Source organism: Sphingobacterium lumbrici, from assembly GCF_006476045.1.
Lineage (GTDB): Bacteria > Bacteroidota > Bacteroidia > Sphingobacteriales > Sphingobacteriaceae > Sphingobacterium > Sphingobacterium lumbrici.
Map to the genome: position 1 here is coordinate 78,624 of NZ_SRZY01000023.1, position 23,377 is coordinate 102,000.

The following is a 23,377-nucleotide window of genomic DNA, read 5'->3' on the forward strand; positions in this document are numbered from 1 at the left end:
ATGCGAAGTCCTATATTACAATCAGCTACGAAGTATTTACTTCCTATTCTGTTACTATTTTCCTTTTTTCTACTGCTCCGTGGGCACTATTATCCCGGCGGAGGATTTGTAGGTGGCCTAGTTGCGGCAATTGCTTTCGTATTGCATAGTTTTGCCAACGGCACAGAAGCTACCATGAAAATTTTAAGGAGAAAACCTTTGTCCTTAATTCCGATCGGACTGGGCATTTCGGCAACGAGTTTAGCCGCTCCCATGCTCTTTGGACTTCCCCCAATGACAGGATTGTGGTTCGAGCAGCCGATCCCCGTCATTGGCATGATTGGATCCTCCTTATTTTTTGATCTAGGAGTTTATTTGGTCGTTATCGGCGTCATATTAACTATCCTGTTCACCATTTCATTAAACAATATAACCGAGAAAGACTAATGGAGTTATTATTAATAGTTCTTTTAGGCCTGCTGTATGCAGCGGGTGTATACATGATACTTCGCAGAAGTATGGTGAAGTTGCTTTTGGGAATTATGCTTCTCGGAAGCGGGACCAATATCTTGATTTTTTTACTCGGCGGCATTACTAAAGGAAAGCCCCCGGTGATAGATGAAAATGCAAAATTATTTCAAGATGTTTTTGCGGATCCTATTCCTCAATCCCTAATTTTAACTGCAATTGTAATCAGTTTTGGTCTGACGGCATTTGCTATTGTACTATTAAAACGAGTTTACGCCTTGGTAAATTCAGATGATTTAGATGACTTAAATACGCCCGAAGAGGAAGATATATGATAGACAATCACATTTTAGCACCCGTTTTTATACATCTCTTTTCAGCAATACTCCAACTTGTTGCCTGGCGAAAAACCGTGACCCAACGTTTTATCAGTGTGGGTGGCAGTTTTTTAGGATTAATGCTTGCTATTCGGCTTTTCACGAAAGTATATAATAATGGCATATTAACGATGAATGCAGCCAACTGGGAAGCTCCATTTGGTATTGTATTCGTAGCAGATTTACTCAGCGTCACCTTAGTGTTATTGACCTCCATAGCAGGATTCGCCGTTTCTATTTTTTCATCGACCGGATTAAACAGACAACGCATGCTCTATGGCTATTTCCCTATTTTTCATTTCCTGTTGATGGGCTTAAATGGTGCCTTTCTGACCGGGGATATCTTCAACTTGTATGTCTGGTTTGAGGTTATCATCATTTCATCTTTTGTCCTGATGACATTGGGCGGTCGAAAAGCACAGCTCGAAGGAGCGGTGAAATACATGGCCATGAATATTCTGGCTTCCACATTTTTTCTTACGGGCATTGGAATACTTTATGGGATAACGGGAACCCTGAATATGGCAGATCTGTCTATAAAAATAACACAGGTACAGAACCAATATCTGGTTGGAATTACGGCCTGTTTCTTTTTAATTGGTTTCGGGATCAAATCGGCTGTTTTTCCATTGTATTACTGGTTACCTTCGTCTTACCATACACCCCCGTCTGCCGTCGCTGCCACCTTTGGTGGACTTTTGACCAAAGTAGGTATTTATGCGATTATCCGTGTATTTAGTTTAATATTTGTTTTGGATACATTTACCCAAAACCTACTGATGGGTATGGCTATATTTACAATTATTACCGGCGCTTTGGGCGCTTTGATAAAAACCAATATACGAAGGCTATTTTCATATCTTATCGTTTGTCATATCGGATTTATGATCGGTGGTATCGCGATGTTTACTAAAATAGCATTAATGGGAACGATATTATACCTTATACACGACATCGTGGTAAAAACAAATATGTTCCTCATCGCAGGTGTAATCAGACAGCTGCGCGGATCAATGGATATGAATAAACTAGGTGGAATCTATAAAGAATACCCTAAGATCTCCTTATTGATTGCACTGGTCTTATTTTCACTAGTCGGCATCCCCCCGTTATCGGGTTTTTGGCCGAAAATATATTTGTTTCAAGAAGCCTTTACACAGCAACAATACGTTTTTGTCGCTGCGCTGATCATAGGAAGTTTTGTAACGATGTACGTCATTGCCAAGATGTGGTCTGAAGTGTTCTGGAAAGATGTTCCTAAAGACGTAGAAGTAGAAAACAAATTTGAGCCCTTACCGTTGATCCGTAAAATATTACTGATTCTACCTGTAGGAATACTGGCGATAGTGACGTTATACATAGGGCTCAATGCAGAAACAATCGTACAATTGGTCGACAAAATATCGGACCAACTTATAAATACGCAACCTTATGTGGAAGCAGTTTTAGGAAAACAAAATTAACGATATGATAAAACAGTTTTTAATGAACCTCTTGCTTTCCTTTATTTGGGTAGCGCTGACAGGTTCCATGTATTATACCAATTTTGTCTTTGGCTTTTTACTCGGCTTTTTTGTGCTATGGATCATGAACCGTAATGATATCGATCAACGTTATTTTTATCGCGTTCCAAAGATTCTGAGCTTCATCGTCTATTTCCTATATCAAATGGTAAAAGCGAACTTACAGGTCGCCTACGATGTGATGACCCCGAAATATTTCATGAAACCCGGGGTTGTTAGATACCCGTTGAATGCGGCAACAGAATTCGAGATCAACCTACTCTCAACAATGATATCTCTCACGCCTGGTACACTTATATTAGATATCAGTGAAGATAAAAAAACCATGTATATACATGTAATGTACTTAGAAAACCCGGAAACATTCGTTAGAGAAACAAAAACAGGTTTAGAGAGAAGACTATTAGAAATTTTGCGATGACATTAGAAACTTACTTTGACTACTTTATATTACCGATATTGACCATATCTATTATCTTGGTCTTTATCCGACTCCTGAAAGGACCTCATGTCGTAGATCGTGTGGTCGCGCTGGATTTAATCATTACAATAGGTATCGGTATTATTACCGTATTTACCATTCGATCCAATCAAAAGGTACTCTTGGATGTTGCTATTATATTGGCACTGATAGCCTTTCTAGGTACCATTGCATTTTCCTACTATATTGAAAAACGAAATGATGAGTGATATTATTATAGCTATTATTAGTACAATCGGAGCCTTATCTATTTTCTTCGCTTCATTGGGCATTTTACGTATGCCAGATTTCTATTTGCGATTATCGGTAACCGTAAAAGCCTCTACATTGGGCGTAGGACTACTATTACTTTGTGCTGCGATCATATTTCCGGATATATCTGTTACCACAAAAGCAATTGCTATCATCTTTTTTCTGTTCATTACTTCACCTATTGCCGCACACATGATAGGCCGCGCATCCTATTTTTCAAATACACCTCTCTGGAAAGGCACGATTATAGATGAACTAGAAGGCATGTACAACAAAGAAACCCACGCGTTGGAATCAGATCCTGAGAAAGCCGATCCTCCCAGAGGCCCAGAAGAAGACAACATCGCAGACACCGAAGAAGAAACGAAATAACGTATACAGCGGATCTACTTACGTGGCTTCACCTCCTTCGACTTAGAGAGGAGGAGGGTTAATTTTAAAGAACCTATTATTTAGTCAGTTTCTTTGTCGCTCAAGCCGCGACTGGCTCATCCTTTTTTTCCTAAAAAAGGATGCAAAACCTGCCTGCCGGCAGGCAGGAAATCGTCGCTTGAACCTTTTGGCTGTACGGATAGTGCTTCCCAGTACTATTGCCAAAAGCTTCACAGGCGACATTTGTCGAATATGTAAGGATAGTGCATTGTTATATTATTATTATAATACTTCAGCTGAATTGAAAAAAGACGGCCTTAGCGGATTTGGACGTGCAGGCAGCAGATGATGTGTTGCAGAAACGTACAATTAGCACTTAACCAAGCAGGTCTCAGCCTTTGCTTTGGGACAGAGCGTTGGAGGCCTAAGAGCTGCGCACGTCATCATCGCGTCGCCGGAACGACAAATACGGTATCAGCCTTGACTTTTTTTGCTTCGTTTTTTTGGTCAAACAAAAAAATGAAGGCCCTGTTGTGGCAACGACGGAAAGGTAATGCGAGGGAAAAAAACTGACTAAATAATAGGTTCCTTTTTATTAACCCCAGAAAAATGAATTTAATAACACTTCAATTTTATAGTTTAAGAAACAGCTCCAGACTCCAATAACGAGGCTGTATGGATGTAATCAGGTCTTTATCCCAGTTATAGGGGATATAATGATAACCCGCTTCAAGTCCAATAAACTTTCTGCCCTTTACGTGTCTCATCAGCGCCACGCCTATAAATGTATGGAATGTATTTGCGTTGTTGTATTGAATACCCGAAGAGGCATCGTCATAATCTCCATTGTAAAACGTGGTTTCAGATAATCCGGTGTTAATAAACCCTAGTCCGGCTCCTACTTTTGGAAGGACAATCCAAGGTCCATTATCGAAGACTTTGTATCCCGCAGTACCTCCAAAAAAGAAACTGGCAGAAGAATTGATATCTTGGATAACGCCATCGTCATTGAATTCAAAATAGTTGTCATTTGTGTTTAACCTGAATTTGAGAGCGAGTTCGAAGACGAATGAATTTGCCAGAGGAGACATAATGGAGGCACCAAAAGAAGGAGAGGTTGTAAACGTACTATTTTCACCTACGGTACCAAATGCCCCCGCATATAGGCCGACTCCAATCCTTTCCTTGCCTGACTCCAATTTGTATGAGCTTTCGGTAGCTGGTACGGCTTTGGGCCGACGGTTGAGTTGTTCGTAGAAAGCATCGATGTCGTCTGCAAATAACAAACTAATGGCTTCTTCTTGCTCAGTAAGCACATAACTTGGAGAATTTAATAAAGCGGTGGCTTTAAGTCTTATGAGCGAATCCACGGGGTGATTCAACGGAATAAAATGAAATGCTGCTTTGTCCTTAGTATAAATATCCCTGTAATTGTTGTCGGCCGCATTGTCGTATCTGTGCGTTAGTATTTCGTCGTAATGGTTATCGAGATAGGTGGAGATTTCTTTTTGTGTATCTTCTTTTAGAATGAGCTGTCTAATCAGTTGGAGACGCAATGTAAATTCACTTTTCCCACATACACTTTCCAAGGTGCTTATGATAGATGCGATTTGTGAAAAATCGTTTTTTTTCAACAATGGGGTTAACCGTTGTAAAGAGGTTGTAGTAATTTCTTCGCACGAAGACTGTGCATACGTGTATTTGGAAAAGCTTAACAAGAAAATAAGCGCAACAAGAATCTTAGCGATATGCAACATGATGTATTGATTTTAGTCTAAAGTAATTATAATTTTCAGGAAGTTGAACTTAAAAATTAACTAGATTTGTGGGAATGGGATCTGTATTTCGTTTTAAAAGATTTGATATCGACCAGTCCGGATGTGCGATGAAGATCAACACCGATGGTGTGCTACTAGGTGCAGTTGCAAAGCATAATCATCCAGGACATATTTTAGATATCGGTACGGGTACAGGTGTTATCGCTTTGATGCTGGCACAACGATTTGATAAGGCGAAAATAGATGCCGTAGAAATTGATCCTCAAGCTGCAGAACGTGCGTTGTCTAACTTTAATTGTTCGTCATTTGAGGAAAGGTTACATTTGATTCAGGGTTCCTTCGAGTGTATTGAAGCTCCAGATAAATATGATTTGATTGTCAGTAATCCACCTTTTTATGTCAACTCCCTTCATAATCCGAATGACCGTAAAAAACTAGCACGGCATACGGATTACCTGTTTTTTCATAATCTGGTTCGTTTCAGTGCACAGGCGTTGAAGAACGATGGAATCCTTCAATTGATATTGCCTTGTGAACTGGCTCTTGAAGTCATCAATATTGCAAGCACTGATGGTCTTGTACTTGCGGAGGAAGTTAAGATTAAATCTTATCCCGATACCGAATATATACGTTCTATTATTTCATTAACAAAGGATGTGACCTGTAGGCAGGTGAGAAGTAGTTCATTCGTGATATATGACGACAGAGGCGTATATAGTCAATCGTACAGGGACTTGTTAAGTTCGTTTTTTTTAGCTTTGTGAATAACTGTGTGGATGAAATTTGCATGAGTTGTCACAAAAGAGAGCTGCCATTGAAAAATACTTTAGTCTAGATGAAAAAAATTGGTTTACTTTCAGATACGCATAACTTCTTAGATGAGGCTGTTTTTAAATATTTCGATCAGTGTGATGAAATATGGCATGCTGGCGATTTTGGATCTATTGAAATTGTGGATACGTTAGCGGCCTATAAACCTTTTCGAGGAGTATATGGTAATATTGACGGGAAAGACGTACAACTGGCATGTCCCGAACACTTGCGGTTTGATTGTGAAGAAGTAGATGTTTGGATGACGCATATCGGAGGCTATCCGGGTAGATATGCGCCTCGTATAAAGTCTGAAATTATAACTAATCCACCCAAATTATTTATTTGTGGACATTCGCACATCTTGAAAGTACAGTATGATCCCAAGCTGCAATTATTACATCTTAATCCCGGTGCAGCCGGTAAACAAGGATGGCATCAAGTGCGCACATTAATGCGTTTCGATATCAATTGCGATAAAATAGAAAATCTGGAAGTTGTAGAATTGGCTGGAAGGTAAAAGCTTGTTATAAGCTGTCTCGTACTTCCAATAGGAAAGATTTCAATCGTTCAAGGGAATCGATAACACGTTGGTTCTCTTTTGCTTCATTTTTATTCGTGCGTAGGAATTCTCGGGCTCCCTGCAAGGTATAACCTTTTTCTTTTACTAAATTGAAGATGATTTTAAGATTGGAGATATCGTCCTGTGTAAAAAGACGATTTCCTTTTTTATTCTTTTTAGGCTGAAGAATATCAAATTCACGCTCATAAAAACGTATTTGAGAGGCGTTTACATCAAACATTTCAGTAACTTCCCCCATGGTATAATACAATTTGTTTATTTCGCGCTCTTTGTATGGCATACTTTTTAATATTAGTATATTTTAACAAACTTAAATAAAATGCTTTGCATTCACGAACCGAACGTAGTGAGTTCATTCATGCCATTAAAAACAAATATAAATGAATAATACCGAATAGAAAAAAATACAATTCCTAATTTGCTGTTTATATGTTTACAATGTATGAATGCTACGGGGTTTTCAATTGACCTTCGGTGGGCAAGTTCGGTTCTCCTTTGTCTTTGACGGATAGTCATTTCCATCGGACGTATCTAAATATGTCTTTTGAACGAGAAGCGTATAGAAATGGCTTTAACCTGCGTTATTTGGAAGGATGGGAAATAAGGTCTTTTTTGGAAATATCCGGGGTCTATTACAAATAAAAAATGCTCTTCGTTAACAAAGAGCATTTTTCAGGTATTATCTAACTAATTTTAAAAATGTCGCTACTTTTTGTTTGAGTTGTCTTCTGTCAACGATAAAATCTAGAAAACCATGTTCTTTAACAAATTCGGAGGTTTGGAAACCTTTAGGAAGATCTTTTTTGATTGTTTCTTTAATAACACGGGGTCCAGCAAAACCGATCAAGGCACCGGGCTCTGCAATGTTAATGTCGCCCAACATCGCATACGACGCTGTAACACCTCCTGTTGTAGGATCTGTTAATAAACAGATATACGGAAGTTTTGCTTGGCTTAATAAGGCTAATTTTGCAGATGTTTTCGCCATTTGCATTAAGGAAAAAGCGGCTTCCATCATGCGAGCCCCTCCAGATTTGGAGATTAACATGAAAGGGATTTTATGTTCAATGCAGTAATCTATTGAACGGGCTATTTTCTCACCTACTACAGATCCCATCGATCCACCAATAAATGTAAAATCCATACAGGCAATCACCAAATCCTGACCCTCTATTTTTCCATGTGCACAGCGAATAGCATCTTTTAGCCCTGTTTTTGCCTGGCTTTCCACTAATCTATCTTTGTAAGCTTTGGTATCTTCAAAATTTAAAGGGTCACCAGCTGTTAAATTGGTGAATAACTCGGTGAAGTAGTTGCTGTCAAATAAGATTGAGAAATAGGCTGCAGAACCAATCCGGATATGGTAATCACAATATTGACATACGTAACTATTCTCAATTTGCTCTACGTTCAAAAGAGGCTTTTTACATGCGGGACATTTATTCCACATGCCATCCGGAGCTTCTTTTTTATTTTCTGTTGCAGTACTTATTCCTGCTTTATTTCTTTTAAACCAACTCATATTTTCGTGTTAATTCGAATTACAAATAAACGAAAAATTATCCTAGTTAAGTCAAAAGTAAAAAGTAAAAAGTCAAAAATATGCCCTGTGCTTTAGTTTGCTGATTGATTTTCAGGGAGCAAAGTCAGTTTGTACTTAACCTAAGCCCTGATTATAACGGACGTGGACGGTCTCTATTCGGACTTCAGCGAATTTGAATGGAGATTTTGAAACTCGAATTGTGAAGGGAAAGAATAATAGGTAAAGAGAGGACTAATTCAATAGAAATAAAAAATGGGCAAGCTCCCTTTATCGCACCGCTCAACCAAATACCCTTGCTTTGTTCCCAACCTGGGGGAGTCAATGGGAGCTGGTCGTAAAGGACTTACCCACCACAAAAGTAGAAAAATTTTTAGTTTTCGGAAAGAATTTTGCTACTTATCTGTTAGTGGGTTGATAGTCAGTTTGGAAAAATTACTTTTTGTCCGAATCGTATTGTTCTATTTAGGCAATTAGATTAATTTATATACTTTTCCTGGTAATGATAACAGGTGGTTATTTATTTCCATTTCTAATAGTATGATCGCTAATTTACTTTGTGGCCAGTCTAGGTGCAGTGCAATCGCATCGATGGTAGCCTGTTCGTGTTCTTTTAAAAAATTATATACTTTTTGTTCATCCTTGGATAGGTTCGCCGGTAAGATCGTAAGCTGTTTTACTTGTTGTACGGCTTCTGTTCTTTCCCAATTCATCAGGTAGCAAAGATCGGCTGCGTGTCGGATGAGGTGGGCGCGATTGGTTTTAATGAGGTAATTGCAACCGGCAGAATACTCCTGGTCTATACGCCCCGGAAAGGCACAGACATCCCTATTATAAGTATTCGCGATTTCAGCAGTTATTAAAGCACCTCCTTTTATGGCGGCCTCGATTACAATAGTGACATCAGATAGTCCCGCTATAATTCGATTACGCATCGGGAAATTTTGTTTATCCGGATTGGTGCCCGAAGGAAATTCAGTTAGTAACCCACCGTGTTGGATCATTCGTGAGGCTATTTCGCGGTGTGCTGCAGGGTAGATCCTATCTAGACCATGACCTAATATACCTATGGTGGATAAATCGTTTTTCACTGCAAGACGATGCGCATGAATATCAATCCCGTATGCGAGTCCGCTCACAACTTGTATACCTAGATCTTTTAGATCATGTACTAATTCTTCACAGATCCGTTTACCATAGCTGGTGGCGTTTCGCGTACCGACAATACTCACTACTTTTTGCGGATTTAGATTTCCTTCGCCTTTATAATATAGGAGTATGGGTGCATCTTCACAATGTCTGAGGCGTTGTGGGTAGTTGTCATCTTCTATCCATAAGACCTGAATGCCATGTTTCTCGACGAAATTGAGCTCATCTTCAGCTTCTTTTAAGTAAGATCTTGAGAGGATGGAATCCACCGAAGCGGGACCAATACCGGGAATGGATAAAAGCTGCTTTTTCGAACTTGAAAAAACTGATTCGGCATTGCCGCAGTACGCAAGCAGCAACCGGCTCAACTTTGGGCCGATCCCTTTTATTTTTGTGAGGGCTATTTGTTCTATTTTGTTCATAAGAGGTATGCTACAATATAGGAATATCTGTTGTTTTATTCCAAGTATTTGCAAAAAAAATAGCGATAGAAATACTAACTTTGTCAAAAATGCTTGATATATGGAATTACAGGAACCTTTTGACATCGAAATAGCAGACATCGTATACTCGGTTTTTCCGGATGAAAAGGATGCTTATACTATTTTTAAGGAGGGAAAAGAATACATACAGATTATTAAAGATACCGAAACAAATTGGCTTAAATTAAGCCCTGAGACGGGGCTTCCTCTGTTCGGAATGGATGAGGAAGTAAATGCAATAGGACAAAAGATTACCGAGGAGCTGGGGTAATGTCCGGCGTTATCCATACAGGGTTGCCACGGCTCGCACAGTCCCACGCAGCCCAGCGATGACATGTTAAAGTTAAGTGTGTTGCTAATGTACGGGGTAGAAAGTTTCCGGTTTTTACTTTTTTATTTTGACTTCGCCTACATCGGCACGTAGACCACGTATTTTGTGTCAAAAAACTCATCATTGAAGTAGCTGGATAACGGATGCAGTTCTGCCTTTAGTCTCGATTCTTTTATCTCCTCTTTTAAGTCGCCACCTTTCAGATATAAAATACCATTGGGAATCGCATTTTTATCTTTTTTCTCAAATTTGTTCCGTATCCATGGCGCGAAATCAGCCAGACGGGTTACTGCCCGGGAAACGACAAAATCATATTTATAGTCCAGCTGTTCCGCACGAATGTGATCGGCTTCGACATTCTTTAAGCCGATAGCTTCTGCGACTTCCCGTACTACTTTTATTTTTTTTCCTATCGAATCTACCAAATGAAAATGTACATGAGGAAATAGAATAGCCAATGGGATACCTGGGAACCCTCCACCTGTACCTACATCCAGAATTCGGGTGCCTGGAGTAAGTTCCGTAATAAATTTAGCGATTCCTAGCGAGTGGAGCACGTGTTTTAAATACAGACTTTCAATATCTTTACGCGATACCACATTGATTTGGTCGTTCCAAAATGGGTATACCTCTTCCAATTTAGCAAATTGTTCTTTTTGGGCCGGGGTTAATTTTGGAAAGTATTTATAAATGATGTCGACTGTAGGGTTCATTTTTACAAAGTGAAAAGTTAAAATTATCTTCGATGAGCTTAAGCTCTATTTCCAGGATTTCTGTTTTTTACTCCGGTTAAAAATACCATTGAAGCAGATGTAAAAATAGAAAAATAAGTCTAAAACAGGTAGCCACAGTAAAAGGTCTTTCACTGCCAGTTTGGAATAAATGGGTTTAAATATTATAAATTGGAGAAATAAGCGAAGTAGATATGCTGTGAGTGCGAAATACCACATCGAGGGGTGGCAGGTCAAGCAAACGATCAGCATCAGGTAAAATGCAATAGCTGTGAACAGCTGCGTTCCGAGCATATATTGGTGTTTTTTCTTATAAGCTATAGAAGCACCCGCATGTCGTGCTTTCTGTTTATAATAGCTTTTCCACGTACTCTTGGCTAAAGAATATACATGTGCATCAGGATGTATGGCAATATTTACATTTTTTTTGGTCGCATTGTGGTTGACGAACAGATCATCATCACCCGATTTAATATGCATGTGTGCGTTAAAGCCTTTGCCTTTGAAAAATAAAGACTTGGTATAAGCGAGGTTGCGACCCACCCCCATATAGGTGTTTCTCTTTAGGGCATAAGAAAGATAGCTTATAGCCGTATGTGTGGTTTCAAATCGGATCAGTTTATTTAAAAATCCCTTGGTTTTGAAATATGGGGAATAACCTAATACGATTTCCTTTCCTTCGGTAAAGGCTCCTGCCATTTCACTCAGCCAATGGGGGCTTTGTGGTTGACAATCTGCATCGGTCAATAGTAAATGATCGTATTGCGCAGCTTTTATCCCCATGGTCAATGCAAATTTTTTGCTATGCTTCAGCTTTATGTGCTCTTTAATATCAACAATCTTGAGATGATTGTATTTTCGTCCGAAATCCTGAAGTACCCATTTGGTTTCATCATCAGAATAGTCATTTACAACGATTACCTCAAAATTGGGATAATCTTGTTGTAATATGGCAGGTAGGAAATTCTTCAGATTTTCTTGTTCGTTTCGTGCACAAATAATAACGGAAACAGAAGTATTAGCCGGAGTTCCTGTGAAAGATGTTACTTTATAACGTGCCAAACGAGTATAGGCAAACAATAAATAATAAAGTTGGAACACCAGGAATAACCCTAGCCCCCCAAATAGAATGTAGGGGAGATTTATTAAAATGTCTGTTTTATAATCCATACGAAGGCTCAAAGATAAGGCGTTCTTTCAATATATTCGATGCCTAGCGTTAAGATTTGCTAATTAAATGTTACGGATGTCGTCGGGTCAAAATTTTATAGTATTTTTGCGCTTGATTTAATAGTAGTATGAACTTTACGCTTCAAGCACAAGATAAACTTTCTCAAGCACGCGCGGGGGTGATGGAGACAGCACACGGAAAGATAGAAACCCCCATATTTATGCCCGTAGGTACTGCAGGGACCGTAAAAGCGGTACATCAACACGAGCTGGTCAATGATATCCAGGCACAGATCATCTTAGGTAATACCTATCATTTGTATTTGCGTCCGGGATTGGATGTCTTGCATAAAGCTGGGGGGCTGCATAAATTTAATGGGTGGGACAAACCTATTCTCACCGATTCGGGGGGCTATCAGGTCTATTCCTTAACGGAGGTTCGGAAAATAAAAGAAGAAGGGGTAACTTTCCGTTCACATGTAGATGGTTCAAAACATTTGTTTACGCCAGAAAATGTGATGGATACGCAACGCATCATTGGTGCAGATATCATTATGGCTTTTGATGAATGTACACCCTATCCCTGTGATTATAATTACGCGCGTCGTTCGCTGGATATGACTCATCGTTGGTTAAAACGTTGTTGTGACCGCTTTGATAGCACTGATCCGCTATATGGATACGATCAAACTTTGTTTCCTATTGTGCAAGGTTCGGTTTATAAAGATTTACGCGCAAAATCTGCTGAAGTTATTGCTTCTTTTGAACGGGAAGGAAATGCAATAGGCGGTCTTTCTGTGGGCGAGCCCGCAGAAGAAATGTACGCCATGACAGAAGTCGTTACCAAAATTCTTCCATACGAAAAACCCCGCTATTTAATGGGAGTTGGTACGCCAATTAATATTCTGGAGAATATAGCATTAGGTATTGATATGTTCGATTGCGTTATGCCGACACGTAATGCCCGCAATGGTATGCTTTTCACACGTAATGGTATTATTAATATCAAGAATGAAAAATGGAAAGATGATTTCTCAGCTATAGAGGCAGAAAGCGACCTTATGATGGATCAAGTGTATTCTAAAGCTTATCTTAGGCATTTAATTCGATCTCAGGAAATTTTAGGCGCGCAAATAGCATCTTTACATAACTTGCATTTTTATCTTTGGTTGGTAAAACAGGCCCGGGAAAAGATTATTGAGGGTACTTTTTACGACTGGAAAGAAAAAATGGTTAAGGTGTTGGGACAAAGGCTGTAATGTAGCTGATCCGCAAATGTGCGCATCTGCGAATTCGCAATAATTTTATACTTTTTACTTTGTAAGATGAATATCATTGATCGCTATATCATTAAAAAATATTTAACTACATTCCTATTTACGGTAGGGATCTTTATCGTGGTTATCGTTGTATTCGATGTTTCCGAAAAGTTAGATGATTTTTTGAAGAATAAAGCATCGATGTCTCAGGTTTTCTTTCAATATTATGCAATGGGTAGCGTACCTTTCTTTTTGAATATGCTTACTCCGTTGATTAATTTTATCGCCGTTATCTTCTTTACCTCCAAAATGGCGGATCAAACCGAAATTGTACCCATTTTGAGTGGCGGAATGAGTTTCAATCGCTTTTTGAGACCATTTATGATTTCTGCTTCCATTGTTTTTGCATTTACATTAGCTTCGAATCTCTATATACTCCCTTATACCAATAAGTTTAAGGTAAAGTTCGAGAATGTATATGTACATCCGCATAAGGTCAATTCTTCGAAGCAATCTACTCATATGCAGATCGACTCAAACACCTACGTGTACATTGATAATTTTGATACAAAGCGTGCCGTAGGTTATAACTTTGTAATGGAAAAGTTTGATAATAATGAACTGACTGAGAAACTTATGGCAGATCGTGTTACATGGGATTCTGTATCGAATAAGTGGCGCATAGAAAACTATACGAATCGTATTATAAACGGATTAAATGAAGAAATGCTTAAAGGTGAAAGCCGGGATACTACAATGGATATGACACCTCAAGATTTCGAGGTGTATGAAAATATCTTCACGGCAATGGATATGAAAGAACTCGAGGAGCGCATACATAAAGAGGAAATCCGTGGCACGGGTATGATGACCGATCTCCTGTTGGAAAAGTACAAGCGTTGGATTAATCCTTTTTCTGCTTTTATTTTAACGCTGATGGGTGTTTCACTCTCCTCCAAAAAAGTAAGAGGGGGGATCGGTTTAAGTCTTGGTATAGGTATTGGGTTGAGTTTTACTTATCTTGTATTTAACCAGTTTTCTACTATGTTTGCATTGAAAGGGGGATTACCACCTCTTTTAGCTGTACTCATCCCGAATGTCACATTCTTGATTTTAGGTCTCGTCTTATTGGTTAAGGCACCGAAATAATTTTTAATATGTTGTTATCTGTACGTAATCGTAATTTGTTGATTTTGCATTTTACGGTTCTTATTTGGGGATTTACGGGTGTGTTGGGTGGATTGATTTCGGTCTCGGCTCTGCATTTGGTTTGGTATAGGGTGGTATTAGCCGCTTTAGCTTTGTTGGTGTATTTCCGGATAACTAAAAAATCAATAATCGTTTCGCCGCGGGATATTTTCAAGTTTATGGGTGTGGGTGTCATTGTTGGTCTTCATTGGGTGTTATTCTTTCACTCCATTAAAATCTCTACTGTTTCAGTTACATTGGTTACACTTTCGTCTGTTACACTGTTTACAGCTGTTCTTGAGCCTATCATAAATAGGTCAAAAATTTCTTTCGCAGATGTGCTCATCGGTCTGGTCATTATCTTTGGTATTTATCTGATCTTTAAGTTCGAATTTCAATATCTCTGGGGAATTATTTTCGGATTGTTATGTGCTTTCTGTGCAAGTATATTTTCCATTCTCAATGCGCGAATGGTTAAACGTTCTCGTCCTACTATTATTACCTTTTATGAGATGATCGGGGCCTTTTTTGGCGTCTCTCTAATCATGCTGTTTAAAGGAGAGTTTACAGATGAAATGATACTCTCTGGTTCCGATTGGACATACCTTGTTCTATTGGGAGTGGTATGTACTGCTGTAGCATACGTATTGGGTGTGGCAGTGATGAAAGAATTGAGTGCCTTTACCGTGGCACTTACGACGAATATGGAACCGGTTTACGGAATTATTCTAGCCGTGTTGATTTTCGGAAAAAAGGAAGAAATGAGCACGGGGTTTTATATGGGGGCAATAGTTGTTTTAAGTGCCGTATTTATTTACCCTTATTTCAAAACGAAAATCGAAAATAGGCAGAAGCAGCTCGTTAACCGGAAACTTCATTAAACCGACGATTAGTATTATTTTGTATAGATCGAATGAGTTGGTGGGGGTGATAAAAGGAACCTATTATTTAGTCAGTTTTTTGCCCTCGCATTACCTTTCCGTCGTTGCCACAACAGGGCCTTCATTTTTTTGTTTGACCAAAAAAACGAAGCAAAAAAAGTCAAGGCTGGTACCGGATTTGTTGTTCCGGCGACGCGATGATGACGTGCGCAGCTCTTAGGCCTCCGGCGCACTATCCCATTTCAAAGGCTGAGATCTGCTTGGTTAAGTGCAAACTCGAACTTTTCGGCAACATATCATCTGCTGCCTGCACGTCCAAATCCGCTAAGGCCGTCTTTTTTCAATTCTGCTGAAGTATTATAATAATCATATAACATGCACTATCCTTACATGCTCGACAAATGTCGCCTTGGCGGGTCGCCAACAGCAGGAATGGTGATCCGTTCTGGCGAGCCGGCACAGCGACGATTTCCTGCCGGCAGGCAGGTTTTGCATCCTTTTTTTAGAAAAAAAAGGATGAGCCAGTCGCGGCTTGAGCGACAAAGAAACTGACTAAATAATAGGTTCCTTTAAAACCCTCTTTAAAAACTAATTCTTTAATAACCGCTGAATTTCATCCAATTTCATCAAAGCTTCAACAGGGGTCAGCGTATTGACATCTAAATTATTGAGCATATCTCTTATTTTTTCCAATACCGGGTCATCAATCGCAAACATCTGTAATTGATACGCCTGTTTTTGGATTTTCCGCATGCTATCCTTTATCTTCTCCCCTCCTGTACGCTCCTGCTCTAAACGTTTCAAAATCTCATTTGCACGAGCTATCAACCGCGGTGGCATACCTGCAAGTTTCGCTACATGAATACCAAAACTATGTTCAGATCCTCCCGGCATGAGCTTGCGCAAGAAGATCACCTTGCTATTGATCTCTTTTACGGTTACATTGAAGTTCTTCACCCGAGGCATTGACGTGCTTAACTCGTTCAACTCGTGATAATGAGTAGCAAATAGCGTTTTTGCCCGCGCTGTCGGATGGTTATGCAAAAATTCGGCGATTGCCCAAGCTATGGAAATACCATCGTATGTGCTGGTACCCCGGCCAATTTCATCCAACAAGATCAGACTGCGGTCGGACAGGTTGTTCATGATACTCGCCGTTTCATTCATCTCTACCATGAACGTAGATTCGCCGGACGATAAATTATCTGAAGCTCCCACGCGGGTAAAGATCTTATCCACTAATCCAATATATGCCTCCTTCGCCGGAACGAACGACCCGATCTGCGCCATCAGGACGATCAGACCTGTTTGACGTAACAAAGCCGATTTACCCGCCATATTGGGTCCTGTGATAATGATAATCTGTTGTGTATCGGGATCTAAATAGGTATCATTGGTGATGTAGTCTTCACCAATAGGAAGATTCCGTTCAATGACGGGATGGCGACCTCCTTTGATATCCAACAACCTGTCTTCCGTAATTTCCGGCTTTACATAGTAGTTCTTATCCGCAATAACCGCAAAATTAAGTAAGACATCCAATTTAGCGATCAATTGTGCATTAAGCTGAATAGGCTTTATATATGCGGCTATAGCAACGAGCAATTCGGCATATAACCGGTTCTCGATGACCTGAATCTTTTCTTCGGCACCTAATATCTGATCTTCGTATTCTTTTAGTTCTTCTGTAATATAACGCTCGGCATTGACCAAGGTCTGTTTCCGGATCCACCCTTCCGGCACTTTATCTTTATGTGTATTGGTCACTTCAAGATAATACCCAAATACGTTGTTAAAGGCTATTTTCAACGATGGAATCCCCGTTAATTCAGACTCTCTACGTTGTATTTCCAACAAATAATCCTTCCCACCGAATGCCACGCGTCTCAATTTATCCAGATCGGCATCAATACCGTCTGCCATCACATTGCCCTTATTCAAGGCAACCGGAGGTTCGGGTAACACCTCTTTTTCGATCTTTTCACGAATAATCGAGCAGGCGTTCAACTGTTCGGAAATAATGCGCAACGATTCAGATTCCGATACGTTGGTTAACTCTTTTAGCTTCTCGATAGCAAAAAGTGACCGCTTAAGCTGTATAATTTCACGTGGATTTGCCTTTTGAAGCCCAATCTTACTGATGAGTCTTTCCAGATCACCTACTAATTTGATTTCCCGAATTAATTCATCCCGCAAATCCCTATTTTGATGAAAATACTCAACGACATTCAGGCGTTCCTGAATGGATTTTTTATCTTTCAGAGGCATGACAATCCACCTTTTGAGTAAACGTGCACCCATTGGAGAAGCGGTATCATCCAATACATCTGATAATGTAATGGCATTTTCATTTGCCGAACCAATCAATTCCAGATTTCGAATCGTAAAACGGTCCAACCACATGTAGCGGTCCTCCTCTATACGCGATATATTGGAAATATGTTGTAGATTTCGGTGCTCTGTTTCATTCAGATAGTGTAATGCAACACCCGCGGAAATAATACCTAAAGGCATCCGATCGATCCCAAATCCCTTCATAGAATTGACTTCAAAATGTTTTTGAAGCGCCTCCTCCGCATAGTCGCCCGTATAAGGCCACTCATCCAGTAGATAGGTATAATAGGAATTGCCGAAATGTGCGATAAAATCTTTGTTCTGCTTCTTTGGCATAATCACTTCAGTAGGTTTAAACCCCTGGAGTAATTTATCGATATAACTGATGCTACCCTGTGCGACAAGAAATTCTCCCGTCGATATATCTAAGAATGCGACCCCTACCTGTGTCTTATCTATAAATAAAGATGCTAAATAGTTGTTTGATTTCTGTTGGACAATATTATCATTATACGAAACACCAGGCGTTACCAGCTGTGTGACACCGCGTTTTACAATGGTCTTCGTCTGTTTCGGATCTTCCAGCTGATCACAGATGGCCACACGTTGGCCGGCACGTACCAATTTTGGCAGATAGGTTTCTAACGAGTGATGTGGAAAACCTGCCAGCGCCGTTTCTGACTCACTCCCATTCCCTCTCTTGGTCAATACAATACCTAAAATCCCTGCCGCCTTAATTGCATCCTCACCAAAAGTCTCGTAAAAATCACCAACTCTAAACAACAGTAAAGTACCCGGATATTTGGTCTTAATGCTGTTGTACTGTTGCATTAATGGAGTTTCTTTCTTTTCCTTTGCCAATGGTTTTGTGCTTTTAAATAAGCTGTAAACTTAGATAAATTTGCTTTTATTTGCAATTATAATCGCGTTGAACAAAAGCAAATTTTAAATAAACTTACTTACATTTTTTCTAAATTATTAGGGATAAAATTATTTAGTTTTGCTGACTCAAAGTAAAGTCTAATGGCTATCAAACGCACGAATCAAAGAAAAAGAAATAAAATAAAATCTCCCCCCATAAAAAAGAAGATTTTGAAATGGACATTACGTATCGTAGGCGGATTTTTCGCAGGCACTATTTTTTGGGTGCTTCTTCTTATCGTTATGAATCCTCCGATCACATACCTGCAACTCCAACGTGCATTTGAACGAAAAGCTGCGGGAAAAGATTGGAAAATAGACAAAGAGTGGCTAGATTATAAGGAGATCTCAGACAATTTAAAACGAGCAGCAATAGCAGGAGAAGATGCACATTTCATGACACATAGTGGCTTTGACACGAAAGCCATCAAAGAAGCTATCGAAAAGAACAAGGAAGGTAAAAAATTACGGGGAGGAAGCACCATAAGTCAACAGGTGGCCAAAAACGTATTCCTGTGGCCCGAAAGATCCTGGCTGCGTAAAGGACTAGAAACCTATTTTACCGTGTTGATTGAAATATTTTGGAGTAAAAAACGTATTCTCGAAGTATATCTCAATGTGATTGAAATGGGACAAGGGGTATATGGTGCAGAAGCAGCATCCAGATACTATTTTTACAAATCAGGAAAAAGCCTGAGCAAAAAAGAAGCCGCATTAATTATAGCGATCTTACCGAGTCCGCAAAAATGGGACGCCCGCAATCCATCAAACTACGTAAATCGTAGAGCAAATAACATCGTTAGGTATTTAAACTACTATAGCATCCCTGAATAAAACCTTCATAGCTATCGGCAATACCGATAGCTATGAAGGTTCCTCACCACACTTTCAGAAAAAATACTAAAATATCACGCAGACAGGTTGTCCGACTGCTATTCTCTTCTTGCTATCTGTAAGTGTGCCTGTTTTGCTATCGCGATTAAAAATTACAATTTCATCAGACTGCTGATTCGTCACCAGCAGAAATTTTCCATCTGGAGAGAAGTTAAAGTTTCGGGGTGATTTTCCCGCAACAGAATACACATTTTTTTGTTCTAAAAGTCCATTTTTCAGAATCTTATAGTGAACGATAACATTTGCTTCGCCACGATTCGTGGCATATAAATATTTCCCATCCGGAGATATCTTCACATCTGCTCCTCCCTGTTCGCCGGTAAATCCTTTTGCATAGATCGGCAGCGTTTGATGGATCTCCCATTGTCCGTTACTATTTAGATAAACCGCAACTTCGCCCGTCAGTTCCGCAAGTACATAAATGGTATTGGCATCTGCCGAAATAGCGACATGACGGGGACCGGATCCTCCTTTTAACTTGATTTCTCCGACTTGTTGAAATGCGTAATCTGTGCCTTTCGTTACGATGGTATATTCCACGACACGATCCGATCCTAGATCCGACACATATAGCCTATCCCCTGCTATATTAAAAAATGCGGAGTGGACATGAGATCCTTTTTGTCTCGACACATCTGGCCCTGTACCTTCAAACTGGATGAAGTCTTCTTTCTTATGAATAGAACCATCGGCATTCAACGAATATAAGACCAACGAGCCGCTGCTGTAATTAGATACCACCAGCACAGGTTCTTTAATTCCGATGGCAACATGGCAAGGATGCATGCCTTCTGTTGACAACTGATTTAACATGTCAAATTGTGAATTTGAAAATTTCAAAACAGACACCTTTCCACTTTCATCTTCATTAACCGCATAGATATACTGCGCACTGCGTGCTAAGAAAGAAGGATTATCGGTTTTAAAAAAGGACTGCATCTTGACTTTGCCACTGGAAACATCAAACTGATAGTGATACACCCCTTCACTATTCCCTTTGTGCGTATAGGTTCCGACAAAAAGAGGAACAGACTGTGCACTTCCCGATTTTAGAATAAAGCTCATTGCAACAAGAATTAAAAAGAATTTCATATCTAATTGTTAACTAACCTTCAACTTTCTCTATTGTTTGATAGCCAAATAACTGATAAGATCAACGATTTTATAAATATAACAATAATTAGAAATATATACCTCTCAAAGAAGGATCTATACGTTAAAAATCGTTAAACAACTGCATTATAGCATTCCTAAATTTTATCTTCGTAGCTTACGAATCACTTACTGACACAAGTCAGCTTACACTTAAGCAGAAAATAAATCTGCTTTTACAAATAATTCTGATATTTTTGTATCCATAATGCTGAGGCACAAAAATTAACAGACAAGCAGGCACAAATTTAGTTGATCGGGTGCTCATGTATCAGTCGCAACTAAAATACTGACTGATAGGCATAGAGTAAACAATTAAGAAATAACATACACATGAAGCTATCAGATTTTTCACAATGAAAATCAAACCCATAAGGGTTCATTAATGCAATTAAAAAAACAATAACAAGACTATTAATAATTTATACAGATGAAAAAATACATAGGATTAACGGTTTTATTACTTACAGCAGTATTTTCATCTTTTTCCCAAGAAAGACTTGTTGACCGCATCGTGGCTACCGTAGGTAATAGTACAATCTTACAATCCGATCTAGAGATGCAGTATGCACAAGCTCTAGCAGAAGGGAATAAGCCTGACGAGGCTATGAAATGTGCAATTCTTCAACAGTTGTTAACTCAAAAACTCTTGGCACAACAAGCAGTGATTGACTCTATAGAAGTATCGGAATCACAAGTGGATGACGAATTAAATAGAAGAATTCGTTTCATGACACAACGGGCAGGTGGTAAAGAAAATTTAGAATCGTTTTTAAACCGATCGCTGTTACAACACAAAGAAGAAATGAGACCTGGTGTAGCTGAGCTTTTAAAAGCACAGCGCATGCAACAAACTATCGTTTCTAAAATTGATGTAACTCCACAAGAAGTGAAAAAATATTTTGAGAGCTTAAATGCAGATAGCCTTCCTTATTTTGACACAGAGATTGAATACGCACAACTAATTGTTAACCCTATTCTGACCAAAGAAGAAAAGCAAATATTTAAAGATAAGGCAGAGGGCTATCGTCAGCAAATCTTAAATGGTTCAGACTTTGGTACCATTGCCCGTCTATATTCTGAGGATGGCTCTGCTCCCAATGGTGGTGATTTAGGTTTCGCTACACGTGAATCGTATGTGAAGGAGTTTTCTGCTCAAGCATTTAGACTGAAAGAAGGCGAAATATCTCCTGTATTTGAAACCCAATACGGATTTCACTTTTTGCAGGTACTTAACAGAAGAGGTGAAGAGGTAAATGTAAGACATGTACTCATCAAAACAAAACCTACACCAACTGCACTGCAACGCACTAAAGCTAAAATTGACAGTATATACGATAAAGTCACAACAAAAAAAATGAATTTTAATACAGCTGCATCTTTATATTCTGACGATAATTTCACGAAATATAATGGTGGTGTCGTGACGAGTGAATACGATGGCTCTACATTGATTCCAGTAACCCAGTTAAATGATGTAACCGTGTTTAATGCCATAGACCCATTAAAGGCTGGAGAAACTTCCAAACCCGTATTAGTGACCGATAAAAGAACCGGAGAAACATCTTACGTATTATACTACTTGAAGTCACGCATACCTCCTCACAAGGCAAGTTTAGAGGAAGACTTTGCAAAAATCAAGGAAGCAGCTAAACAAAACAAAACAAACATCAAATTAAGCGAATGGTTTGAAACACGTAAAAACAACACCTTTATAGATGTAAATCCGGATTTCATGACCTGTCAAGAGTTGGAAGATTGGGTAAGTACAGGAAAAGTCGCAAAAAACTAGTCGAAACGATAGTAACAAAAAAAGGGAATGATCTATAAATCATTCCCTTTTTTTTGTTACTATCGTTCAAATAACATTTCAATAATCACACGCCACTGATAATCATCTTTCAGTTGCCAGACACGGATGTAATTGAATTTAGTTGCTTTATCTTTGGAGTGGATGATTGCTGTACCCGAAGTAAAAGCAAACTCGCCACTATATGCCCTTCCTACTTCTGCAGGTTCCGTTACGATCTCATATCGTTGCTTTTTAAAAAAGGAAATCACGTTGTCTTTACCTTCTATTTCCTCCTGCCAAGGATAATAAAAACGAACGTCATCCGCTAAAAACTCTTTATATGCTGTCTCATTATTTGCTTTCAAGATAGTTGAAAACAATTCATCCGTCTGAAAAACGATATCTTCCCGTTGCTTCAACCGCACCTGAGACCGATGCTTTAAATACCAAGAATTGTCCGGTTCGAAATAGATGAGATCACTAGCCTCCTTTTTTCCAAAATTCTCTACCTCGGCCCGAACAGCTACCTTCCAATCACCCTTTTTCCCTCTTTTCCAGACAGTTAAATACTGCCCATGTCGCTTAACGGCTCCTACTTTCTGAAATTGCATTTTTCCCGAAGTCAATCCCCAATCCAAACTTCTGGAGACAATTGCAAAATTAGGTTCCCATGTCATCACATCAGGAATATTGGGTCTGTTGCTCAAATAATTAAACGCATTGACTGTAGAAGGCACATAAAAGATGGATTCTTTATCGATTATTGACATGAATGCAGTGTGTGGATTCTGCATCTTTGCTATTGCGGCCGCATTTTTATCTGCTGAGATAAGTCCCCCTACTTTATCCGGAAGCTGTCCATACAACTTTGTAAAAGAAGTAAGACCGATAAAAAGAACGACACTAAACAAGAAATTAAAATTCATACTT

The 23,377-nt window shown here is 39.2% G+C and carries 23 protein-coding genes and 1 other RNA gene; 14 read left to right on the plus strand and 10 right to left on the minus strand.

Annotated elements, in window-relative coordinates; translation table 11 throughout:
- From E4F24_RS05720 to mnhG, 6 genes are read left to right on the plus strand one after another with little or no spacing between them, the layout of a single operon-like run.
- On the plus strand, nucleotides 1-426 hold the full coding sequence (locus tag E4F24_RS05720; protein WP_140937707.1) for a Na+/H+ antiporter subunit B: 426 nt from the start codon (nucleotides 1-3) through the stop codon (nucleotides 424-426).
- Nucleotides 426-782, plus strand: a complete 357-nt coding sequence (locus E4F24_RS05725) for a Na+/H+ antiporter subunit C (protein ID WP_140937708.1) — start codon at nucleotides 426-428, stop codon at nucleotides 780-782. The genes E4F24_RS05720 and E4F24_RS05725 overlap by 1 nt, the downstream gene beginning before the upstream one ends.
- Complete coding sequence (locus E4F24_RS05730; protein ID WP_140937709.1) at nucleotides 779-2,287, plus strand: proton-conducting transporter transmembrane domain-containing protein; 1,509 nt, start codon at nucleotides 779-781, stop codon at nucleotides 2,285-2,287. Before E4F24_RS05725 ends, E4F24_RS05730 begins: the two co-directional genes overlap by 4 nt.
- A gap of 4 nt (nucleotides 2,288-2,291) precedes the next feature.
- Complete coding sequence (locus E4F24_RS05735) at nucleotides 2,292-2,768, plus strand: Na+/H+ antiporter subunit E (RefSeq protein ID WP_140937710.1); 477 nt, start codon at nucleotides 2,292-2,294, stop codon at nucleotides 2,766-2,768.
- Nucleotides 2,765-3,037: a monovalent cation/H+ antiporter complex subunit F gene (locus E4F24_RS05740; protein WP_140937711.1), complete on the plus strand. Its 273-nt coding sequence runs from the start codon at nucleotides 2,765-2,767 to the stop codon at nucleotides 3,035-3,037. Before E4F24_RS05735 ends, E4F24_RS05740 begins: the two co-directional genes overlap by 4 nt.
- On the plus strand, nucleotides 3,030-3,452 hold the full coding sequence (mnhG, locus tag E4F24_RS05745; RefSeq protein WP_140937712.1) for a monovalent cation/H(+) antiporter subunit G: 423 nt from the start codon (nucleotides 3,030-3,032) through the stop codon (nucleotides 3,450-3,452). The genes E4F24_RS05740 and mnhG overlap by 8 nt, the downstream gene beginning before the upstream one ends.
- A gap of 632 nt (nucleotides 3,453-4,084) precedes the next feature.
- Here the strand turns inward: mnhG and E4F24_RS05750 are convergent.
- Entirely contained in the window at nucleotides 4,085-5,209 is a 1,125-nt protein-coding gene (locus E4F24_RS05750; RefSeq protein ID WP_140937713.1) for a hypothetical protein, read from the minus strand.
- 74 nt (nucleotides 5,210-5,283) lie between these two features.
- Here E4F24_RS05750 and E4F24_RS05755 point away from each other — a divergent pair, with 74 nt between their 5' ends.
- Both E4F24_RS05755 and E4F24_RS05760 read left to right on the plus strand, forming a co-directional pair.
- Entirely contained in the window at nucleotides 5,284-5,994 is a 711-nt protein-coding gene (locus E4F24_RS05755; protein WP_140937714.1) for a tRNA1(Val) (adenine(37)-N6)-methyltransferase, read from the plus strand.
- A gap of 71 nt (nucleotides 5,995-6,065) precedes the next feature.
- Nucleotides 6,066-6,560 (plus strand): metallophosphoesterase family protein, encoded by a 495-nt coding sequence (locus tag E4F24_RS05760; protein WP_140937715.1) that lies wholly within the window; start codon nucleotides 6,066-6,068, stop codon nucleotides 6,558-6,560.
- Nucleotides 6,561-6,567: 7 nt separating this feature from the next.
- On the opposite strand, the gene E4F24_RS05765 is transcribed toward E4F24_RS05760, so the two are convergent.
- The 4 genes from E4F24_RS05765 to dprA all read right to left on the minus strand — a co-directional run bounded on the left by E4F24_RS05765 (nucleotide 6,568) and on the right by dprA (nucleotide 9,734).
- Nucleotides 6,568-6,903 carry a MerR family transcriptional regulator gene (locus tag E4F24_RS05765; protein ID WP_136901526.1) on the minus strand — a complete coding sequence of 112 codons (336 nt, stop codon included), beginning with the start codon at nucleotides 6,901-6,903 and terminating at the stop codon, nucleotides 6,568-6,570.
- Nucleotides 6,904-7,302: 399 nt separating this feature from the next.
- Nucleotides 7,303-8,145 carry an acetyl-CoA carboxylase, carboxyltransferase subunit beta gene (gene accD, locus E4F24_RS05770; protein WP_140937716.1) on the minus strand — a complete coding sequence of 281 codons (843 nt, stop codon included), beginning with the start codon at nucleotides 8,143-8,145 and terminating at the stop codon, nucleotides 7,303-7,305.
- Between the two features lie 272 nt (nucleotides 8,146-8,417).
- An RNA gene (ffs, locus tag E4F24_RS05775) (signal recognition particle sRNA small type) lies at nucleotides 8,418-8,515 on the minus strand.
- Nucleotides 8,516-8,636: 121 nt separating this feature from the next.
- Nucleotides 8,637-9,734 carry a DNA-processing protein DprA gene (gene dprA / locus E4F24_RS05780; protein WP_140937717.1) on the minus strand — a complete coding sequence of 366 codons (1,098 nt, stop codon included), beginning with the start codon at nucleotides 9,732-9,734 and terminating at the stop codon, nucleotides 8,637-8,639.
- 100 nt (nucleotides 9,735-9,834) lie between these two features.
- Between dprA and E4F24_RS05785 the strand changes: the two genes are divergently transcribed.
- Nucleotides 9,835-10,065, plus strand: a complete 231-nt coding sequence (locus E4F24_RS05785) for a hypothetical protein (protein ID WP_140937718.1) — start codon at nucleotides 9,835-9,837, stop codon at nucleotides 10,063-10,065.
- A 137-nt stretch (nucleotides 10,066-10,202) separates the two neighbouring features.
- Here the strand turns inward: E4F24_RS05785 and rsmG are convergent, their stop codons facing one another.
- Together rsmG and E4F24_RS05795 are read right to left on the minus strand one after the other, a co-directional pair.
- Nucleotides 10,203-10,838, minus strand: a complete 636-nt coding sequence (gene rsmG / locus E4F24_RS05790; protein ID WP_140937719.1) for a 16S rRNA (guanine(527)-N(7))-methyltransferase RsmG — start codon at nucleotides 10,836-10,838, stop codon at nucleotides 10,203-10,205.
- Nucleotides 10,839-10,883: 45 nt separating this feature from the next.
- Complete coding sequence (locus tag E4F24_RS05795) at nucleotides 10,884-12,026, minus strand: glycosyltransferase (RefSeq protein WP_140937720.1); 1,143 nt, start codon at nucleotides 12,024-12,026, stop codon at nucleotides 10,884-10,886.
- A 128-nt stretch (nucleotides 12,027-12,154) separates the two neighbouring features.
- Between E4F24_RS05795 and tgt the strand changes: the two genes are divergently transcribed.
- The 3 genes from tgt to E4F24_RS05810 all read left to right on the plus strand — a co-directional run bounded on the left by tgt (nucleotide 12,155) and on the right by E4F24_RS05810 (nucleotide 15,354).
- Nucleotides 12,155-13,285 (plus strand): tRNA guanosine(34) transglycosylase Tgt, encoded by a 1,131-nt coding sequence (tgt, locus tag E4F24_RS05800; protein WP_140937721.1) that lies wholly within the window; start codon nucleotides 12,155-12,157, stop codon nucleotides 13,283-13,285.
- 66 nt (nucleotides 13,286-13,351) lie between these two features.
- Nucleotides 13,352-14,434, plus strand: a complete 1,083-nt coding sequence (locus tag E4F24_RS05805; RefSeq protein WP_140937722.1) for an LptF/LptG family permease — start codon at nucleotides 13,352-13,354, stop codon at nucleotides 14,432-14,434.
- A gap of 8 nt (nucleotides 14,435-14,442) precedes the next feature.
- The gene (locus E4F24_RS05810; RefSeq protein ID WP_181182387.1) at nucleotides 14,443-15,354 is read left to right on the plus strand and encodes a DMT family transporter; all 912 of its coding nucleotides are present in this window, start codon (nucleotides 14,443-14,445) and stop codon (nucleotides 15,352-15,354) included.
- 588 nt (nucleotides 15,355-15,942) lie between these two features.
- Here E4F24_RS05810 and mutS read toward each other — a convergent pair.
- Nucleotides 15,943-18,549: a DNA mismatch repair protein MutS gene (gene mutS / locus E4F24_RS05815; RefSeq protein WP_140937723.1), complete on the minus strand. Its 2,607-nt coding sequence runs from the start codon at nucleotides 18,547-18,549 to the stop codon at nucleotides 15,943-15,945.
- A gap of 162 nt (nucleotides 18,550-18,711) precedes the next feature.
- Here mutS and mtgA point away from each other — a divergent pair, with 162 nt between their 5' ends.
- Nucleotides 18,712-19,443 (plus strand): monofunctional biosynthetic peptidoglycan transglycosylase, encoded by a 732-nt coding sequence (gene mtgA, locus E4F24_RS05820; protein ID WP_140937724.1) that lies wholly within the window; start codon nucleotides 18,712-18,714, stop codon nucleotides 19,441-19,443.
- Between the two features lie 66 nt (nucleotides 19,444-19,509).
- On the opposite strand, the gene E4F24_RS05825 is transcribed toward mtgA, so the two are convergent.
- Nucleotides 19,510-20,595, minus strand: a complete 1,086-nt coding sequence (locus E4F24_RS05825; protein ID WP_140937725.1) for a lactonase family protein — start codon at nucleotides 20,593-20,595, stop codon at nucleotides 19,510-19,512.
- 490 nt (nucleotides 20,596-21,085) lie between these two features.
- On the opposite strand from E4F24_RS05825, the gene E4F24_RS05830 reads away from it, so the two are divergent.
- The gene (locus tag E4F24_RS05830; RefSeq protein WP_140937726.1) at nucleotides 21,086-22,447 is read left to right on the plus strand and encodes a peptidylprolyl isomerase; all 1,362 of its coding nucleotides are present in this window, start codon (nucleotides 21,086-21,088) and stop codon (nucleotides 22,445-22,447) included.
- A 59-nt stretch (nucleotides 22,448-22,506) separates the two neighbouring features.
- Here the strand turns inward: E4F24_RS05830 and E4F24_RS05835 are convergent, their stop codons facing one another.
- Nucleotides 22,507-23,373, minus strand: coding sequence for a Cif family virulence factor (locus tag E4F24_RS05835; RefSeq protein WP_140937727.1), 867 nt, complete (start codon nucleotides 23,371-23,373; stop codon nucleotides 22,507-22,509).
- Between the last annotated feature and the right edge of the window lie 4 nt (nucleotides 23,374-23,377).

Excerpts from the sequence above, each read along its gene's own strand:
- E4F24_RS05825 (WP_140937725.1), bottom strand. The coding sequence starts at position 20,595 with ATGAAATTCTTTTTAATTCTTGTTGCAATGAGCTTTATTCTAAAATCG.
- E4F24_RS05755 (WP_140937714.1), top strand. The coding sequence starts at position 5,284 with ATGGGATCTGTATTTCGTTTTAAAAGATTTGATATCGACCAGTCCGGA.
- dprA (WP_140937717.1), bottom strand. The coding sequence starts at position 9,734 with ATGAACAAAATAGAACAAATAGCCCTCACAAAAATAAAAGGGATCGGC.
- E4F24_RS05725 (WP_140937708.1), top strand. The coding sequence starts at position 426 with ATGGAGTTATTATTAATAGTTCTTTTAGGCCTGCTGTATGCAGCGGGT.
- E4F24_RS05795 (WP_140937720.1), bottom strand. The coding sequence starts at position 12,026 with ATGGATTATAAAACAGACATTTTAATAAATCTCCCCTACATTCTATTT.
- E4F24_RS05735 (WP_140937710.1), top strand. The coding sequence starts at position 2,292 with ATGATAAAACAGTTTTTAATGAACCTCTTGCTTTCCTTTATTTGGGTA.
- E4F24_RS05805 (WP_140937722.1), top strand. The coding sequence starts at position 13,352 with ATGAATATCATTGATCGCTATATCATTAAAAAATATTTAACTACATTC.
- E4F24_RS05785 (WP_140937718.1), top strand. The coding sequence starts at position 9,835 with ATGGAATTACAGGAACCTTTTGACATCGAAATAGCAGACATCGTATAC.
- E4F24_RS05720 (WP_140937707.1), top strand. The coding sequence starts at position 1 with ATGCGAAGTCCTATATTACAATCAGCTACGAAGTATTTACTTCCTATT.
- E4F24_RS05740 (WP_140937711.1), top strand. The coding sequence starts at position 2,765 with ATGACATTAGAAACTTACTTTGACTACTTTATATTACCGATATTGACC.
- tgt (WP_140937721.1), top strand. The coding sequence starts at position 12,155 with ATGAACTTTACGCTTCAAGCACAAGATAAACTTTCTCAAGCACGCGCG.
- E4F24_RS05750 (WP_140937713.1), bottom strand. The coding sequence starts at position 5,209 with ATGTTGCATATCGCTAAGATTCTTGTTGCGCTTATTTTCTTGTTAAGC.
- accD (WP_140937716.1), bottom strand. The coding sequence starts at position 8,145 with ATGAGTTGGTTTAAAAGAAATAAAGCAGGAATAAGTACTGCAACAGAA.
- E4F24_RS05730 (WP_140937709.1), top strand. The coding sequence starts at position 779 with ATGATAGACAATCACATTTTAGCACCCGTTTTTATACATCTCTTTTCA.
- E4F24_RS05835 (WP_140937727.1), bottom strand. The coding sequence starts at position 23,373 with ATGAATTTTAATTTCTTGTTTAGTGTCGTTCTTTTTATCGGTCTTACT.
- E4F24_RS05830 (WP_140937726.1), top strand. The coding sequence starts at position 21,086 with ATGAAAAAATACATAGGATTAACGGTTTTATTACTTACAGCAGTATTT.
- mtgA (WP_140937724.1), top strand. The coding sequence starts at position 18,712 with ATGGCTATCAAACGCACGAATCAAAGAAAAAGAAATAAAATAAAATCT.
- E4F24_RS05810 (WP_181182387.1), top strand. The coding sequence starts at position 14,443 with ATGTTGTTATCTGTACGTAATCGTAATTTGTTGATTTTGCATTTTACG.
- rsmG (WP_140937719.1), bottom strand. The coding sequence starts at position 10,838 with ATGAACCCTACAGTCGACATCATTTATAAATACTTTCCAAAATTAACC.
- E4F24_RS05765 (WP_136901526.1), bottom strand. The coding sequence starts at position 6,903 with ATGCCATACAAAGAGCGCGAAATAAACAAATTGTATTATACCATGGGG.
- E4F24_RS05760 (WP_140937715.1), top strand. The coding sequence starts at position 6,066 with ATGAAAAAAATTGGTTTACTTTCAGATACGCATAACTTCTTAGATGAG.
- mnhG (WP_140937712.1), top strand. The coding sequence starts at position 3,030 with ATGAGTGATATTATTATAGCTATTATTAGTACAATCGGAGCCTTATCT.